The following is a 17862-nucleotide window of genomic DNA, read 5'->3' as shown; positions in this document are numbered from 1 at the left end:
TCGTGCTGTATGATATGCAATTTTATCACAATGGCCTTCGTTTATCACGCGAAAAAGGCATCCCTGTATCGGAATGCCTTTGAATTGCTTATCGATCGGTTGGTTCACTTTTTTCATGATGCTTTTGCTGTTGAGGTCCATCGTGCAGGAACCCTTTTTGCGAGGTTGATCATGAAAACAGCTGCCAGAACAGCGAGGGCCGTATCTTTAATCAGAAATGGTATCATTCCAATCCATGCTGCCTGATAGCTTACCTGCAGCTCAAGCCACGTATTCATGGCAATATACATATACGTGACACCGATTCCATAATTGAAAATCAGACCTGTCAGCGCTGCAGCGGTATACACTGGAATGGAGGGCTTCTTGCCCATTTCCGCAATCATTCCTGAAAAAAATGCAATGAATACAAATGAGAAAATAAATCCGCCGGTTGGTGAAACAAGTGCCATTGGTCCAGCAGACATGTTTGCAAAAACTGGAACACCAGCAACACCAACTAGTATGTACGTAATCATCGAAATGCTTCCAAGCTTCCTTCCGAGCATCAGTCCAGCAAGTATGGCAAAAAAAGTTTGCAGTGAAATCGGGACGGATGCGCCGCCAATGGGGATAGCCAGCATTGGAAACCAGACTGCGATATTAGCCCCAACTGTCATCAGGCAAACAAAGACTGCACCAAAAGTAAGGTCAGTTGCTTTTAAATCATTCATGACGTTCTCTCCCTTCCATCTATAATCATAAATGGAACAGCAGAATATTGTCAACTTATTATTAATATGGTAAACAATAAAAAGAAAAGACAGGCGCTTCCAAAATTTGAAAGTGCCTGTCAGTCCGATTATTTGATTGCCGCATCCAGAGCAATTTCCATCATTTCGTTAAATGTTGTTTGACGCTCTTCTGATGTTGTTTCCTCACCGGTAAGGATATGATCGGACACGGTCAGTACGGACAATGCCTGGCGATCAAATTTTGCGGCAAGTGTGTAAAGTGCAGTTGTTTCCATCTCAATTGCCAGCACTTTATATTTGGCAAGCAGCTCATTGATTTCCTGTGCATTATCACGATAGAATGTATCACTTGTGAAAACGTTGCCGACTCGTAAGTTCATGCCTTTTTCAACCCCGGTGTCATAGGCATTTTTCAGCAGGTCAAAATCGGCAATTGGTGCATAGTCAATACCGTCAAAAATCATTTGATTCATTTTGGAATCAGTTGTAGCACCCTGGGCAAGAATGACGTCACGTACTTTGACATCTTTTTGGATAGCTCCACACGTTCCTACTCGCAATAATTTTTGTACATCATAACTTTGAATCAGTTCATTAACATAAATGGAAATGGATGGAACACCCATCCCGGTTCCCTGGACGGAGATGCGTTCACCTTTGTATGTACCTGTGTATCCGTACATGCCGCGTACTTTATTGTATTGGCTTACATCTTCCAAAAATGTTTCCGCGATGAATTTCGCCCTTAGAGGATCACCCGGCAGAAGAATTTTATCGGCAATGTCACCTTTTTTAGCCCCTATATGAACACTCATTTTCATGAACCTCCTAAGATTCGGTATTATTCAAGGTAACGGTATCACATTGCGTGTTTAAAAACAAATAAGTGGTGTAAAATAGATAAACGGAATGATTAACTTTTGGGTTTCCAAATAAGCAGTTATTGTTTATAATAAACTTAGTGCAGATTATAAATCTACATAAATGAACATACAGGTGGAAGGATGAATAATATGCAGGAACAAACGTATAAAATCACAGCGGATACCGGGGTTCACGCACGCCCGGCTACATTACTGGTGAATAAAGCGGGACAATTTGAATCAGAAATTGAAATTTCCTATAAAGAGAAAAGCGTCAACCTGAAATCAATCATGGGTGTTATGTCGCTTGGAATTCCAAAAGATGCTGAAGTGAAAATTACCGCAACCGGCGGTGATGAGGAAGAAGCAATCAAAGGCGTAACAGAAGTCATGAAAGAGCATCTGGGAGAATAAAGAAATTAGCCTAGAGATAATGCCTCTAGGTTTTTTATTTTTAATAAGATAGAAAATATAAATGATGACAGACCTTATGGGAAAAACTTCAGCACTCGCTGTAAGACGGGGTGAATACTGAGTTTTTCTAATGTTTTATCAGAAAAACGTTGGCACTCACTGCGATCGAAACGAATGCCGGGTTTTTCTGTTAATGCATATGGAAAACAGACAATAAAGAGGTGACAAGAATGAATATTTCTGTATCCCAGTTACCGGGGATTGGTCAAAAAATTTCATTGAAAACTGCTGAAGATGATATGTTAGTTATCATCGTTCATCATACCGGCAAAAGAGAGCTTTATTTCTTTGATGATGCGGAAAATGATGAAGCTGATTTTGCAATGGATTTAACGCCAGATGAAACGAGAGAAATTGCAGCCCAATTGCTTGGAGCCACATATCAGCCGGTTGGAATTGATAAAATGCGTATGTTTAAGCGGCAGATTATTATTGATTATATTACACTCGATGAAAAGTCGGTTCTTGCGAATAAAACGATCGAGGAGTCCGATGTAAGGAATCAAACGGGTGCAACAATTATTGGAATTGTCCATGGTGAAGATGTTATCGCAATACCAGAAGCCGACACCACATTGAAACCAGGAGATGTTCTCATGTCTGTAGGAAAAGAAGAACAAATCTCCACATTGTCCAAACTCTGTAAGGGTGAGGAATGATGCTGTTTGTGGAATGATGTCCCTGCGTTGCTGGGTGCCGGCTTAGTTTTATTAGGTATTTTTATATTGGGATACATCGGATTCCGTACCAGGTTTCCGAATGTTATTCTTTATATTCTATTTGGGATTTCGATAGCAGGTTTACTGCACGAAAATGAAATCCTGCATTTTTCAAGTGAAATAGCTATTGTGTTGTTGTTCTTTTTACTGGGGCTTGAATTTAATATGGAACGATTGGGCGGAATGGCCAAAAAGATTTGGAGCTCCGGCTTAATCGATGTGATTCTGTGTTTATTTGTTTCGATTTTCATTGCTGTACTGTTCGGAATGGCTTGGTTCGATGCGTTTGTCATAGGGAGTATTGCGTATGCGACCAGTTCAACGATAACAGCCAAACTTCTTGATGATAAAGGAAGGATGGCAAATGCTGAAACGGAATATGTGTTAGGCATATTGGTTTTTGAGGATCTTGTTGCTCCCATTTTGATCGCTATTATTATTGCATTGAGCAGCGGCGACCAGTTTACCAGCATGGATATGCTGTTATTGGTAGGTAAAATAATCGGACTGGCACTTCTTGCAATTATTCTTGGTAAAACAGTGTTTAAACATGTGGAAAAATTTCTGCTGCGAATCGATGATGAAGATTTTAAAATTGTTCTGTTGGTGGGAATTGCGGTAACCTTTGGCGGATTTGCTGTTTATTTGGGATTATCCGAAGTACTAGGTGCGTTTCTGGCAGGTGTTATGCTTGCGGAAATCGGTAAAATTGAGCAGGTTGAAGGAACCGTTACACCGGTCCGGGACCTAATGCTGCCAACATTTTTTGTCTATTTCGGGACAACCATTGAATTGGGGGAAGGTGTTCCATTTATAGGCATGTTAATTGCACTTGTTGCCTGGTCATTTATTGCAAAGATATTGGTCGGTATTATTGGCGGAAAACTTTATGGTCTTCCAAAACGGGTTGCATTAAGGGCTGGGCTTTCCCTGTGTGCACGAGGTGAGTTTTCCGTTGTCATTGCCGGAATCGCTGCCGGATCAATCAAGATTTTTGGCGGTATATACATTATTATTACAGCATTTCTTGGAATGCTCTTGTTTAACTACGCACCTAAGATAACAACAAAAATATACGGAAAGCCACCGAAAAAAAAGAAAAATTTACGCGTTCCAACCGTGTAAGGAAAAAAGAGCCTCACAAATATACTGTGTGAGACTCTTTTTTCTGTTTCTGTAGCGGCTGCAGATTGGTACTGAAGCTTAATCATCGTTATCTATAATAGCTTTTCGTATAGTCGTGTTCTTCCAGGTTTTTTAAATTTTCCAATGCCATTTGATTGTATTCTGTATCTTTTTTTGTAAGAGTTTTTTTCAGTTCGTCGATTGCAGTGCGCAATGATTCACTGTATCCCGGAACTTCTTCGTCGAATAGACGCGCAGCAGAGCGGACAACGTTCATTTTTTCATAGTGTGCCAGTGCTTTTCGCTCATGAAAAAAAACACCGTCAACCTGTCCGAGATTATGCAGGTCTCCCTGTTTCGGATGCTTTTGAACGGCCATTGTTTTTACCAGAATACGGTCTCCCCGATCTTCCACAACTTCACCAATATATTTTCCTGAATTATATTTTACTTGTACAGTATCCCCGATTGAAATTGTCATATCGTGTACCTCCCTTGATTTCCATTGTGCCAAAAATTAAAGTGAAAGGCTAATCATTGTTCCGCAGATTATTAAAAAATGTTATACTTGCCAATGAGGACGTGATAACGATGATGGAATTTCTTTATTTTCCGGAAGATAAAACGGAATATATTCCTGCAGTGATAACACTGATTATTTTTATGATTGGTGCCGCAGTGGCAATGTATCTTTTTTATAAAAAGTCCAAAAAAGAAGAGAAAGAGTTTAATCAGCAATATCAGCATAAACTGAATAACCATGACAAAGAGTGACGGACCATAAAAATTGGTCCGTTTAAATTTTGGTCCTTTGCAGATACTACTCGTAAAGTGTTTGTAAAGGAGCGGCGACGATGAGGGTTTTAATCATTATATTACTATTGCTGTTGACGGCTTGTCAGCCAAATGAAACAAATAAAACTGTCAATATGTATAACCAGGACGAGAGTATGATTGGTACGGCAAAACTGACGGAACGACCTGATGGGGTACAGGTGAAATTAAAGTTGGAAGGTCTTGAACCGGGATTTCACGGTATTCATGTGCATGAATTTGCTGAATGTGAGGCTCCGGATTTTAAAAGTGCTGGAAATCATCTGAATCCTGGAGGAAAGGAGCATGGCCTGATGCATCCGAAAGGCGCTCATCTCGGTGATCTGCCAAACATTGAAGCTGATTCGGGCGGTCTTGTTGAAGCGGAGCTGATGCTTCCGAAGGCAACGTTACTTGATGGCAAAAATTCATTGACGGAGGGTGACGGAACCTCGCTTGTAATTACTGCAGGCCAGGATGATGGGGTGAGCCAGCCGAGTGGCGACTCCGGGCCGCGGATTGCCTGTGGCAAAATTACCACCAGCAAGGACAAGGGCACTAAAAATTCCCCGACTGATCCAACACAATTTAATGAAAAACAACAGGAAAAATAAATAAACGGCTCGCCAACAATGAGTTGGCGAGTCTTCATAGTTACAAGTTATTTACTGCCTGAATAATGCGAGCAACGCCTTGTTCCACTGTTTTTTTCGGACAGGCCAGATTCATGCGCATAAACGCATCACCTTCATTACCATATTCGGCTCCGGCGTTCAGGCCGACTTTGGCATTTTCAATCATGAATTTTTTTAATTCCGTTTTGTCCATATCCAAATTACTGCAGTCAATCCATAACAGATAGGTGCCTTCTGAACGGGTTACTTGCAACAGCCCGTCTGTTTTTTCTTCAAGCATTTTGGTTGCGTAGTCCCGATTTTCTTTTAATACATGCTTCAGTTCTTCAAGCCATTCCTCTCCGTATGAATATGCTGCGTAAAGAGCAGTGCTTCCCATTGTATTTAACATATGATGCCCTTGTTCACCTAATTTTTTCTCCAGGGCAACACGTTTTTCCTTATCGGAAGTAATGATATACGATGCCTGCAGCCCCGCCAGGTTAAAAGTTTTCGATGGTGACATGAATGTGATTGTTTGATCGGCAATATCCTTAGAAAGGGACGCAATTGGCGTATGGTTTTGATCCGGATAGATAAGATCAGCGTGAATTTCATCGGATAAAATCAGCACGTTATGTTTCAGGCACAGTTCAGCCATTTTCATTAGTTCATCCTTTTTCCAAACCCTTCCGACAGGGTTGTGTGGTGAACACAGAAGAAGTGCCTGCACATTTTTTAATTTTTCCTCCATGTCGTCAAAATCAATTTTGTAGTAGTTATCCTTTTGTTGAAGTTCATTCTTCACGATTTGCCGGTCATGCCCCTCGATCACTTTATAAAAAGGTGTATAAACCGGTGTTTGGATCAATATTTTATCGTTTGGCTTTGTGAAAGTCTGAATCGCCATGTGCAGACTTGCCACAACACCGGGGCTGAATGATAGCCAATCCTGTTTCACTGTCCAATTATGGTGCTTTTCAATCCAGTTGGATATGGACCCTTTTATATTTTCATCAATAATGGTATACCCATAAATACCATGTTCCGCACGTTCTTTTAATGCATCATTAACAGCCTGTGGTGCCTTGAAGTCCATATCGGCAACCCACATCGGCAGCAAATCATCGGTCTGAAAAACCGGCTTCAGCATATCCCACTTGACGGATCTTGTGTTTTTGCGGTCGTGAATTTCTTCAAATATTCCCATAGTAAACCTCCTGCAGAAATTTTATCTACGTAAAGTATAACAAAATTGAAGTTTAAGAGCCCGATAAACGGGTTGTTCTTATGGGTAGAATCAAATAGGGGGTAAGTGGTATTACTTGATTCGGGAATGTTCCGTTCAATAGGGAAGTGGCTCCACCCGATCTGGGAAGCACCCAACCCGATGTACGTTAAAGTAAACCTTCCATTTAAACAAAAAAGAAGCAAAGCGTTAAAACGCCTTGCTTTACAGGGGGAATACGAGAAAGTCTTACATTTATAGTTATACCCGGATTTCAACTATATAAACATAATTTGACAATAAAATTGTAATTTTTTTCTGTACTGGAAATTTATTATTTTAAGCGATTTTCCAGGTCGGCTTTTTGGTCTTCAAAGCCGGGTTTACCCAGCAGCGCAAACATGTTTTTCTTATATGCTTCCACGCCGGGCTGGTCGAACGGATTTACTCCAAGCAGGTATCCGCTGATTGCACATGCCTTTTCAAAAAAGTAAACCATGTAACCGAATGTGTATGCATCAAGTGCCGGCAGCTCGACAACCAGGTTAGGCACACCGCCATCTGTGTGGGCGAGCATGGTGCCCTGAAATGCTTTATTATTAATATCATGAATCGTTTTTCCTGCAAGGTAGTTGAGTCCGTCGGAATTGGATTCATCCGATTCAAGCGTTATGTTATGTTTTGGATTGGTGACATGCAAAGTCGTTTCAAAAAGATCCCGCCGGCCGTCCTGAATATACTGTCCCATCGAATGGAGGTCGGTTGTAAAATTAGCTGATGCAGGAAAGATGCCTTTCTGATCTTTGCCTTCACTTTCACCAAATAATTGCTTCCACCACTCAGCAACATACTGTAGCTGCGGATCATAATTGATTAACATTTCAATTGTTTTTCCTTTATTGTAAAGAATATTCCGTACCGCTGCGTACTGGTATGCCGGGTTTTCTTCAAGGTCAGCATTATTTAAGTCATCCATTGCTTTACGTGCACCCTGCATAATGTCGTCAATGGAAATACCACTGACAGCAATTGGCAGCAATCCAACTGCGGTCAGAACCGAATAGCGTCCGCCGACATCATCCGGAATGACAAAGGTTTCATATCCTTCCTGATCAGCTGAAGTTTTCAAAGCACCTTTTGCTTTATCCGTCGTTGCGTAAATTCGCTGAAGTGCTTCAGATTCACCGTATTTTTCAATCAGATATTTTTTAAAGATACGGAATGCGATGGCCGGTTCCGTTGTTGTTCCGCTCTTGGAAATGACGTTAATCGAAACATCTTTACCTTCTAGTGCATCAAATAATTCATGCAAGTAGGTTGAACTCAGCTGATGTCCTGCAAAAATAATTTGCGGTCCATTCGGGTTAAGTCCGAATGAATGATTCAGCATTTCCAGCGCTGCACGAGCGCCCTGATAAGATCCACCGATACCAATGACCAGGAGGACATCTGAATCGTTTCGGATCTTATCGGCTGCTTTTTTAATTCGTGAAAATTGTTCTTTATCATACGCTTCCGGGAGATCAAGCCAGCCCAGAAAATCATTTCCTTGACCTGTTTTAGTATGTAACGCCCGGTGCGCCTGTTCAACTTGCGGTTTCAAATAATCAAGCTCGTTTTGTTGTAAAAATGGTAATGCTTTGCTGTATGAAAATGATACGTGTGTCATGATATCCTCCTTAGGTTGAACTTACATTCACTTTATCCAAGTTATCCGGCTAAATCAAGAATGAACTTTTGGGGGATACAGAAAAGGCATCCTTCAGAGGAACGCCGATTAATCGTTCCCTGAAAAATGCCTTTTGTTCTACTTCTTAAAAGTACCTTCACGTTCTTTTGATTGTTCAATCCATTCTTCGAGTTTGTCTTTCAGTGTGTTAAAGCCTGCATTTGAGTCTTCCTGTGCTTTGTTATTACCAGGTTTGGGGCTTTTTTTAGGCGGTTCTTCTGTCGCACGGATGGATAATGATACTTTGTTGTTTTCTTCATCAATGTTCAAAATTTTTACATTTACATTGTCCCCAACAGCCAAATGATCATTAATATCTTTAACATATCCGTGCGTCACCTCGGAGATGTGAACCAATCCTTGCGTTTCCTCGTCCAAAGCAACAAATGCACCATATGGTTGAATTCCTGTAACTTTTCCTTCCAAAATTTGATCAATCTCAAACTTTTCTAGCATGCTGAACAACTCCTATACCTTATTCGATTCTTTTTACACAATAAAATATTTTAACACAAATACTCTATTGAAGCAAAAATGGTATATTTAATTGTTCGGGGGATTTTGCTTCCAGGATTCAAGTACTATCAGCATGTCAGCTTCTTGCAGTTTAAAATCGGGAGAGGGGTTCATCTCCCAGCTTTCATCACGGATTATGCCAATCAGCAGCTCCCGTTCCTGTAATAAATGTGTCAGACAATCCTGAAATGTATAATCTATCATTTTTTCAGGAATTGGTTTTTGAATAAACTGTTGACTGTTTAACATGTTCAGGATGGTTTCAAATGGCCGGGTGGATTCTTTATGGAAAATTTCATGGTAAAACAGTGTACTCATAAAGTCATTGGAACTGATTACCGTCGTAGCACCTGCGCGAATTGCGTTGTCGACTTGCGCAATCGACAGAATTTCGGCATTGATCGGGACATACTCATTGTTACCACGGACTGCAACGGTCGTCAAAATTGTTAAGACATCGGCCTGTCGTTCTTTCTTTGTAATGTCTGAAGTTATAATGACGGAGGCTGCATGCTCAATGTTAGCCTGAGCGAGGGTCGCATCCTCACTCGGGTCGCCTTGAATGAAATGTACCGGAAAGTGTTGATAAGGCAAATGGTTGACGGTACGGTCGATCAATACCATTTCCACTGTCGCATCCTTATCATTTATCATTCTGACAAGTTGTCTTGTTCGTTCATTCCAGCCGACGACGATAATATGTTTTTTTCCTTTATAGGCTATTTTCCCTTGGGAGAGTTCGTGCTCGTGATTGACGGTAGCTGATGAGAAGGTCGTAATGTAAAATGTCAGCAAACCACCACCTGATAGAATCAGTAACATGCCAATAATTCGGCCGGGTATTGTTTCTGGAACCATATCTCCATAGCCGACAGTTGCACCTGTCACGACCGCCCACCATACACCATCAAGGATCGTTGGAAACTCTTCCGGCTCCACCATGTTAATGATGATGCCGAATGTCAGCATTAATACAAATACCGAGAGCAGCAGTCTTACCATTATCGGCATGCGAAAATAAATATGTTTAAACGTTTCGATATTCATGAAGTCACCTTTTGTAAAAAATAGTATATGGATAGTATAGGCAACAGCATAATAATCCTATTCATAGTGTAAAAAACTCACCCTGTTAAATGGTGAGTTTTCTAAGGTTATTTCAATGTATTTTTAATGCTTTCATAAACCGACTTCCAAAAAGACGCGTTGTCGCGGAATGATTTGGACATAAACATGTACATTTCTTTTGCTTTTTCATCATAGTCATCGGCCTCTTTCGCCGGAAGCTTTTGTCTGGATTCATCGACATATTCCTGGACTTTATCGGCACGCGGTCCCCATTTTGCTGCTTCCTTTCCATCCTCATCAATGAAAATAAAAATAGGGATAGAGCGGGATTTGCCGTTGGTCAGGTATTGATCCATCAGTTCGAGGTTCTGATCTCTTAAAAGCATACGAACCGGAACGTGTGCCTGTTCTGCCAACCGCAACAATACAGGGATATTCAACATCGCATCACCACACCAATCTTCAGTTAGAACAATAGCACGCAAATTTTTATTCTGTAATTCTTGTATAAATGCATCGTCCTCAGGTGGTGTGAAGTTGTCGTAAATATGCAGCAGGTTTTCTTTGTTCTGTTCCATTGCCTCGATATAAGCATCAGGGTTCATCCCTTTATCAAACCAGTCGTTCAGATTCATTTGTCGTCCACTCCTTCAATGTGATTCTGCACTAAGTTTACCCAATTGGCCATACAAGGTAAACAGATGTGCTTCATATCGGAAAGTCTGCTATGATGGGAACGTGGAAACTTACGAATCAGGATTGAAGGAGGATAAAAATGGAAAAAGCGAACCGGGACTTCTTGCTGGAACTATTACATACACCTTCACCATCAAGCAATGAAGTGGAAATTCAGAAAAAGTGGATCAGCTATGTACAGAATTTTGCAGATGAAATCAAAACGGATCATGCAGGAAACGCAATTGGTGTCCTCAATCCTGCTGCACCGTTTAAAGTGCTGCTGGCCGGTCATTGTGATGAAATTGCTCTCGTTATTAACCGGATTGATGAGGATGGATTTTTGCATTTTGACAAAATGGGCGGCATTAACCCGAAAGCCGCTGTCGGGATGAAGGTTACCGTCCTCGGCTATAATGGACAGGTAACAGGTGTAATCGGGGTCAATGCCCAGCACCATGGCGGGTTGAAAAATGATTTTGATTTGGAAGATTTGTTTATCGACTGTGGGTACCGCAAAAAAGAAGAAGCGGAAAAATATGTGCAGATCGGGGATTTAGCGGTCTATAAAACAGATCCCGAAATACTGATGGACCGTTATGTATCCGGCCGCGGCCTGGATAACCGGACAGGGTCGTTTATCGTAGCAGAAGTTTTGAAACGGCTGTCTGAAACGGGAAGTAATGTCGGTGTATACGCGGCAAGTACTGTTAATGAAGAAACGAATATGGGCGGGGCATATTTTGCTGCTGCCGGGATTGAACCAACCATGGCCCTTGCCATCGATGTGACGTTCGCGACTGACTACCCGGGTGTAAATAAAAACAAGCATGGTGATGTAAAATTGGAAGGTGGACCGGTATTGGCAAAAGGTGCGCCGATTAACAGTAAAATCAATAAGCTGCTCGAGAAAACTGCACGGGAACTGAAGATGAATGTGCAGTATGAGCTGACACCGAGAATGACAGGAACCGATGCGGACAGAATGCGTTTGACAGGCCGGGGAGTACCCGTGTCACTCGTTTCGCTTCCACTTCGTTATATGCATTCACCGGTGGAATCGGCAAGCATAAAAGATATTGAAGAAGAAATCGAATTGCTGGTAACGATGATTGCTAATTTGGATGGGGATGAAAGTCTGAATCCACTTGAAGACTGAATCAAATGTTTCAAGAACCCTGAATCTTTTTTACGATTCGGGGTTTTTTATGTCCATAAATTTCGAAGGTTTTTACTAGTATAAAAGAACCTCATTTTACTGGAAAATTCTATGCCATTCTATCTATAAACATTTGGTGCATGTGTCATAACAGGAAAAAATAACCATAATTTATGCAATAACCCAAAAGATTGTAATTGAAAAGGAAATATAGTGGTCTTTTCGATGCGTTTTTTTTAATTAAAGAATGAAAGATAAATGTTGAAATTTAGGTGATACACGCTTTTATACTGATATAACCATGTTTTAGCTCTTATTATATCATGTGTAGCAGGTAAAAACTGGTACTTTTGTCCAGCGGGTAATCCTCTCAAAATACGACAAATTTATCAGTTGTTGTGGTAGGTAGATTTATCGACATCGTTCGACGGAAAATTCAAAAATAATACAGTACGATTACAATAACAACAAAGATATTACAAACAGCTCCACTTTCAGCTGAGAACCGGCACTGATTTTATTAGTAAAGGAGGCGAGTGGGAGCTTTTTTGTGTATTACGGTATTTTAAAAACAAGGAGGAGGAATGAAATTGCGCAAGAAAAAGCGTCAAGTGCAGATCTTTAGTATGGTCGCATCACTGCTTATGGTATTTTCGCTTGTAATGCCGGGGCTTTCTTACGCCGAGTCGAGTGGAAAACTTCATGAATCGGTTAAAGACACCCAGGCTGTTGCAAAAGAAAAGATGAACAACCGGCTGCAAAAGCAGTTTAAGCAGAAGGAAAAAGTGACTTTCCTGATTAAGTTTAAAGAAACAACAGATTCGATGAAGATCGCAAAACAAGCCAGGAAAAGTGCAAAATCTGCAGATCTTACCGCACAAAAGACAGAATTTGTGCAGCGTTCAGCAGTAATTTCCGAACTGAAGTCAACCTCCCTTGAGTCACAGCGCAATGTAAAGAAATATTTGCAGGAGCAAAAGAAAAAAGGCAATGCTGACAATATTCAATCGTTTTATATTGTCAATGGGATGGCTGTTACTGCTACTAAGGAAGTGGCGAAAAATGTAGCAAGCTTTGCCGAAGTCGAGAAAATTTTACCTAACGAAACAAGGCAGCTATTTAATGCTGTGACAAAAAATGCTAAAACACCTAATTCAGGATCAGATAATGTGGAGTGGAATGTGGAACAAGTCAGAGCTCCACAGGTTTGGGAATCGGGTATCGACGGCTCCGGTACAGTTGTTGCCAGTATTGATACCGGTGTTCAGTGGAATCACCCGGCTTTGAAAGATAACTACCGTGGTTATGATGAGGCAACAGGTGAAGTAAATCATGATTTTAATTGGCTTGATACAACGGAAGGTCAAGCTGAGCCATATGATGATTTGGGGCATGGTACACACACAATCGGTACAATGGTAGGAAGTGAACCGGACGGATCCAATCAGATTGGTGTTGCACCGGGGGCGCAGTTTATTTCCGTAAAAGCATTTACATCTGCGGGCGGAACGGACGTTGATCTGCTTGAGGCTGCTGAATGGATTTTGGCACCGACAGATTCAGAAGGGAATGCCCGTGTCGATAAGGCGCCTGATATTGTAAATAATTCCTGGGGAGGCGGACCAGGACTCGATGAATGGTATCGTGATGTTGTAATCAACTGGAGAGCCGCAGGAATTTTGCCGGTATTCTCTGCCGGTAACACTGGTTTGTTTAATCCAGGTGGTCCCGGTTCCGTTGCAGCACCAGCAAATTATCCGGAATCTTTTGCAGTTGGGGCAACGGATAGTAATAATAATTTAGCAGGTTTTTCATTGGAGGGACCATCACCTTATGATGAAATAAAACCTGACGTTTCGGCACCCGGAGTAGGGGTACGATCCTCTGTACCTGGAAGTGGATATGAAGGCGGTTGGAGCGGCACTTCAATGGCTGCACCGGCAGTAGCGGGTGTCGCAGCGTTGATGCATCAGGTTGACAGCGGCCTGACTGTCGATGAAATGGAGCAGATTATGATGGATACTGCCATTCCATTAACCGATGACGAATATCCTGAGTCACCGAATAATGGATATGGATATGGTCTGGTTAATGCAAATGCTGCCGTAGCAGCCATTCAAAGTGGAATAGGCACAATTGAAGGTACGGTTACAAAGCCTGGTGAAGATAGTGAGGCACCTGTACTTGACCACAATCCTCCAAGTCAAACGTATGAAGGTATGGATCTTGATTTGAATGTTCAGGTTAGTGACAACATCAGTGTCAATACGGTTCAATTGAGCTACCTTGATACGAATGGGGACTGGCAGACGATTGATGCCGGGCGTATCTCCGGTGATTTTAAAGATGGAGAATATGAAGCCACAATTCCCGGCGATCAAATTGCTGAAGGAACCCTGACATATAAATGGATCGTTAACGATTTTGGCGATAATGAAGTTGTCAGTGAAGAATATAACGTTGAAGTAAAAGCTGGTATTTCCGTTGGATATTCGGAAGATTTTGAAGCAGACCCTACTGGTTGGAGTTCTTTTGGAACCAATAACAGTTGGGAGTGGGGTGAACCAACATCAGGTCCTGATAGTGCAGCATCAGGTGAAAAGGTTTATGCAACAAACCTTGATGGCGAATATGGGGACGATACGAATGCAACATTAGTTATGCCGCCGATTGACTTACCGGAAGGAAATGCATATTTGCAGTTCAATCAGTGGCATAACCTGGAAAAATACGATTCCGGAAATGCCTATGATTTCGGCCATGTATTCATTTCCACTGATCGTGAGGAATGGACGCAACTGCAGCAAATAGAAGGCGATTCAAACGGTTGGGCCCCTGCAGAAGTTGATTTATCTGAATACAGCGGTCAGCGTGTATATATCGGGTTTAATTTGACCACTGACGGAAGTGTTACTGAACCGGGCTGGTATATTGATGATGTAGCATTAACGGATACGTCACAAAGCAGCAAAGCCTCCCTTGGAAAGCAAAAGGGTAATAACGGTAACAATGGCGATAAGAATCGTCTGTTCCGCGGCAATGGACTTGGCGTTGTTAAGGCTAATCCGAAAGCTGGTTTGAAGGAAAACGTTAATCCCGATAAGATCAAGCCGTTAATGCCTAAAGAAGAAAAACCACCTGTTAAGGAGGACGCAGTAAATCCAAATCTGCTGCCAATGAGTGCGACTGTAAGTGTATTGGAATCCGGTCGTTCGGTAACGACTGATCCGGCAACAGGTAACTATTCATTAAGCCATGCAGCAGGAACCTATACACTGAAAGCAGAATCGTACGGGTTTGCATCAGAAGAACAATCCGTAACACTGGAAGCAGATGCTACCGTGCAGGCAGACTTTACCCTTGAAGAACTTCCACAGGCAACAATCAGCGGTACGATTACTGACCAGCAGACAGGTGAACCTATTGAAGGTGCAACCATCATGCTGGTGGAGGATGCTAACGTTGAGCCTGTCACTTCTGATGAAAATGGTAACTATTCCATTACGGGATATGAAGGAACATACACTGTAAAAGTGCTTGCAAGAGATTACTACAGTAAGGAAATTGAAGTAAACCTTACTGAAGACAAACAACTTGATATCGAGCTGGAACCATTTTACACGTATCCTGGCGGTGAAATCGGCTATGATGATGGAACTGCAGAAAATGCACGTGCATTCTATGATGCTGGAAATGGCTGGGCAGTAAAAATGTCCTTGCCTGAGGGTAAAGACTCAGCTGTCGTGACAGAAGGTGTCTTCCAGTTCCATGGTACGGACTGGCCGGTTCCGGGTGGCACAGACTTTGCGGTTGAAGTATGGGATGCATCCGGTCCTGATGGTGCACCCGGCGAAAAGATTGCCGGTCCAATCGATGCTGAAGCAATTCGTGATCTGGACGAGTGGACTGTCGTTGATCTTCGCGAACAGAATATAATTGTTGACGGCGATTTCTATATGGTGTATATCCAAAAAAATGATAATCCGAATGCACCAGGGCTTGCAACGGATGAAAGCAGCACAAATGCTGAACGCAGTTACCAATATGTCGGCGGAACATGGTCACCATCACCAGTCAGTGAGGGTAACTATATGATTCGCGCCCGGGTCAGCTATGAAGTTGCCGCTCCGGAAATCACTTCACCGGACGAAGGTTTGATTACAAATGATTCGAACCTGACTGTTGAAGGTACTGCATCCCCTACCACTACGATTCAGCTCATGAATAACGGGGAAGAAGCGGGAACTGCCGAAATTGGTGACGATGGTAAATTTGCCATCGACGTGGAGCTGACAGAAGGTGCAAATGAATTCAAAGCAGTATCTAAATTGGATGGTGCTGTCACAGGTGAATCTGATCCGGTCACCGTTACGCTGGATACAATGCAACCTGAACTGACCATTGACAGTCCTCAGGATGGGGATAAAACAAATCGTGAGACCGTGACTGTCGAAGGAACTGTTGCAGATGCCAATCTTGATTTTGTAAAAGTCAATGGACGCACAGCAGACGTTGCTGATGATGGATCATACTCCAAGCGGATTCTGCTGAACAACGGAGAAAATGAAATCGAAGTTGTTTCCAAAGACTTGGCCGGTAATACGACTACGAAAACGGTGACGATTGACGTGGACTTTGTAGCACCGACGATCAGTAATCTGACACCGACTGAGGATAAACATCTTGATTCAGGTGAAAGTGTACGGATTGAATTTGACAGTGAGCCTGGACAAGAAGCAACATTCTTTATTCACATGCCACTGACAAATGCCAAGGCAAAAGTGTCCAATGCTACCGAACTTCCTATGATGGAAATGGAAGACGGACATTATGTCGGCTACTGGACTGCACCAAGTAACGTGGTCGCAGAGGGTGCTGTGATTGAAGTGAAAGTCGTCGATGACTTTGGTAATGAAACACGTCAAACAACGGACGGTAAACTGTTTATCAATGTCGAAGGCGATGAATAACAGGTAGTTGATGTGGAAGGGCGCTGTGATGGCGCCCTTCTTTAAATTGTGGGGGAACCAAATCAATAGTTTTTCAAGCAAAACACTTTTCAAATACATAAATTAATAGTATAATATCTTTAAATAACATATCGATTCCATCTTCGGGGCAGGGTGCAATTCCCGACCGACGGTAATGAACAATTTATGTTCTAAGTCCGTGACCCGCAAAGGAATATTCTTTGCGGCTGACCTGGTGTAAGTCCGGGACCGACAGTTACAGTCTGGATGGGAGAAGATGCGAGCTGAAATATGGTGCTGTATGCGCCTCTATTTTCCTGTGAATAATACCCTAAGGCCCCGATTAGGCTTTAGGGATTTTTGTATGTCCAGGAATAGGCTTATCCTTCATCACTTCATAGATGTGAATCGATAAAAGATGAGGGAGGAAATTGATGATGAAAGCTGCAAATGTACAATCATCAAAACTGTTAAAACTTATTATTCTGGCATTACTTGGAACGATTTCGCTGCTCCTATTTTTTGTGAATTTTCCACTGCCGTTTTTGCCGCCGTACTTGAAAATTGACTTTAGTGAGGTGCCGGCATTAGTTGCTGCACTGATTTTTTCACCGATGGCGGGGGTGCTAGTGGAGGCAATAAAAAATATGCTGTATCTGATTGTTTCAGGTGCAGGCGATCCGATTGGCGTTACAGCAAACTTCCTGGCAGGGGTTATGTTTATTGTACCTGTTGCAGTACTTTATCATAAATACAAAGGTGTAAAAAGCATTATCTCCGGATTGGTGTCCGGAACTGTCATTATGGCAATTGGTATGAGCGTATTGAATTATCTCGTTATTTTGCCTGCATATGCGTGGTTTATGGGCTGGGGTGATATGAGCAGCGCTGCAAAATGGGCAGCAGTATCACTCGGTGTTCTGCCATTTAATATTATAAAAGGTATTATAGTGGGAATGTTGTTTGTACCGCTGTTTGTAAAAATGAGAACTTGGATAGAACAAAAACAATCGAATTTAGCTGCATAATAATAGAGGGGCGCTTTCGTTTACGGAAGTGCTCTTTTTTAGCGGGAAGTATTAAACTTTCTATCTTCACAGGTAACGATGGCATCTTGCAACAGCTTGTCGAGTACCGAGTTTTTCTAATGTAAAGATTTGTAAATAGTAAGAAAA

16 protein-coding genes and 1 riboswitch are annotated in these 17862 nt (G+C 42.0%); of the genes, 8 read left to right on the top strand and 8 right to left on the bottom strand.

Going from position 1 to position 17862, the window contains the following annotated elements; translation table 11 throughout:
* Positions 1-113: 113 nt before the first annotated feature.
* Positions 114-713 carry a biotin transporter BioY gene (locus HUX68_RS06855; protein WP_174614128.1) on the bottom strand — a complete coding sequence of 200 codons (600 nt, stop codon included), beginning with the start codon at positions 711-713 and terminating at the stop codon, positions 114-116.
* A gap of 128 nt (positions 714-841) precedes the next feature.
* Positions 842-1549, bottom strand: a complete 708-nt coding sequence (deoD, locus tag HUX68_RS06850; RefSeq protein ID WP_174614127.1) for a purine-nucleoside phosphorylase — start codon at positions 1547-1549, stop codon at positions 842-844.
* Between the two features lie 198 nt (positions 1550-1747).
* Here deoD and HUX68_RS06845 point away from each other — a divergent pair, with 198 nt between their 5' ends.
* The 3 genes from HUX68_RS06845 to HUX68_RS06835 all read left to right on the top strand — a co-directional run bounded on the left by HUX68_RS06845 (position 1748) and on the right by HUX68_RS06835 (position 3915).
* Entirely contained in the window at positions 1748-2011 is a 264-nt protein-coding gene (locus HUX68_RS06845; protein ID WP_174616369.1) for a phosphocarrier protein HPr, read from the top strand.
* 230 nt (positions 2012-2241) lie between these two features.
* Positions 2242-2730 carry a cation:proton antiporter regulatory subunit gene (locus HUX68_RS06840; protein ID WP_174614126.1) on the top strand — a complete coding sequence of 163 codons (489 nt, stop codon included), beginning with the start codon at positions 2242-2244 and terminating at the stop codon, positions 2728-2730.
* A gap of 6 nt (positions 2731-2736) precedes the next feature.
* Complete coding sequence (locus tag HUX68_RS06835; RefSeq protein ID WP_174614125.1) at positions 2737-3915, top strand: cation:proton antiporter; 1179 nt, start codon at positions 2737-2739, stop codon at positions 3913-3915.
* Positions 3916-4003: 88 nt separating this feature from the next.
* Here the strand turns inward: HUX68_RS06835 and kapB are convergent, their stop codons facing one another.
* The gene (gene kapB / locus HUX68_RS06830) at positions 4004-4396 is read right to left on the bottom strand and encodes a kinase-associated lipoprotein KapB (RefSeq protein ID WP_174614124.1); all 393 of its coding nucleotides are present in this window, start codon (positions 4394-4396) and stop codon (positions 4004-4006) included.
* Between the two features lie 110 nt (positions 4397-4506).
* Between kapB and HUX68_RS06825 the strand changes: the two genes are divergently transcribed.
* Together HUX68_RS06825 and HUX68_RS06820 are read left to right on the top strand one after the other, a co-directional pair.
* Positions 4507-4689, top strand: coding sequence for a hypothetical protein (locus HUX68_RS06825; protein ID WP_174614123.1), 183 nt, complete (start codon positions 4507-4509; stop codon positions 4687-4689).
* 80 nt (positions 4690-4769) lie between these two features.
* Positions 4770-5342: a superoxide dismutase family protein gene (locus tag HUX68_RS06820; protein ID WP_174614122.1), complete on the top strand. Its 573-nt coding sequence runs from the start codon at positions 4770-4772 to the stop codon at positions 5340-5342.
* A gap of 40 nt (positions 5343-5382) precedes the next feature.
* Here the strand turns inward: HUX68_RS06820 and HUX68_RS06815 are convergent, their stop codons facing one another.
* The 5 genes from HUX68_RS06815 to HUX68_RS06795 form a co-directional block, all read right to left on the bottom strand.
* On the bottom strand, positions 5383-6552 hold the full coding sequence (locus HUX68_RS06815; RefSeq protein ID WP_174614121.1) for a MalY/PatB family protein: 1170 nt from the start codon (positions 6550-6552) through the stop codon (positions 5383-5385).
* Between the two features lie 352 nt (positions 6553-6904).
* Positions 6905-8239, bottom strand: coding sequence for a glucose-6-phosphate isomerase (locus tag HUX68_RS06810; RefSeq protein WP_174614120.1), 1335 nt, complete (start codon positions 8237-8239; stop codon positions 6905-6907).
* Positions 8240-8377: 138 nt separating this feature from the next.
* Positions 8378-8755, bottom strand: coding sequence for a S1 domain-containing post-transcriptional regulator GSP13 (yugI, locus tag HUX68_RS06805; protein WP_174614119.1), 378 nt, complete (start codon positions 8753-8755; stop codon positions 8378-8380).
* 87 nt (positions 8756-8842) lie between these two features.
* Entirely contained in the window at positions 8843-9862 is a 1020-nt protein-coding gene (locus tag HUX68_RS06800) for a potassium channel family protein (RefSeq protein WP_174614118.1), read from the bottom strand.
* Positions 9863-9969: 107 nt separating this feature from the next.
* Positions 9970-10518, bottom strand: coding sequence for a thioredoxin family protein (locus HUX68_RS06795; protein ID WP_174614117.1), 549 nt, complete (start codon positions 10516-10518; stop codon positions 9970-9972).
* 140 nt (positions 10519-10658) lie between these two features.
* Here HUX68_RS06795 and HUX68_RS06790 point away from each other — a divergent pair, with 140 nt between their 5' ends.
* The 3 genes from HUX68_RS06790 to HUX68_RS06780 all read left to right on the top strand — a co-directional run bounded on the left by HUX68_RS06790 (position 10659) and on the right by HUX68_RS06780 (position 17715).
* Positions 10659-11717 (top strand): M20/M25/M40 family metallo-hydrolase, encoded by a 1059-nt coding sequence (locus tag HUX68_RS06790; protein WP_174614116.1) that lies wholly within the window; start codon positions 10659-10661, stop codon positions 11715-11717.
* 584 nt (positions 11718-12301) lie between these two features.
* On the top strand, positions 12302-16687 hold the full coding sequence (locus HUX68_RS06785) for a S8 family serine peptidase (RefSeq protein WP_174614115.1): 4386 nt from the start codon (positions 12302-12304) through the stop codon (positions 16685-16687).
* 135 nt (positions 16688-16822) lie between these two features.
* Positions 16823-16970: riboswitch (FMN riboswitch) on the top strand.
* Between the two features lie 154 nt (positions 16971-17124).
* Positions 17125-17715, top strand: coding sequence for an ECF transporter S component (locus HUX68_RS06780; RefSeq protein ID WP_174616368.1), 591 nt, complete (start codon positions 17125-17127; stop codon positions 17713-17715).
* Positions 17716-17862: the final 147 nt, after the last annotated feature.

The sequence above is a fragment of the Virgibacillus ihumii genome (genome assembly GCF_902726655.1).
In the GTDB taxonomy this organism is placed as follows: Bacteria; Bacillota; Bacilli; order Bacillales; family Amphibacillaceae; genus Lentibacillus; species Lentibacillus ihumii.
The sequence above is the reverse complement of the archived record's forward strand: the minus strand, read 5'-3'. Positions and strand labels throughout refer to the sequence as shown.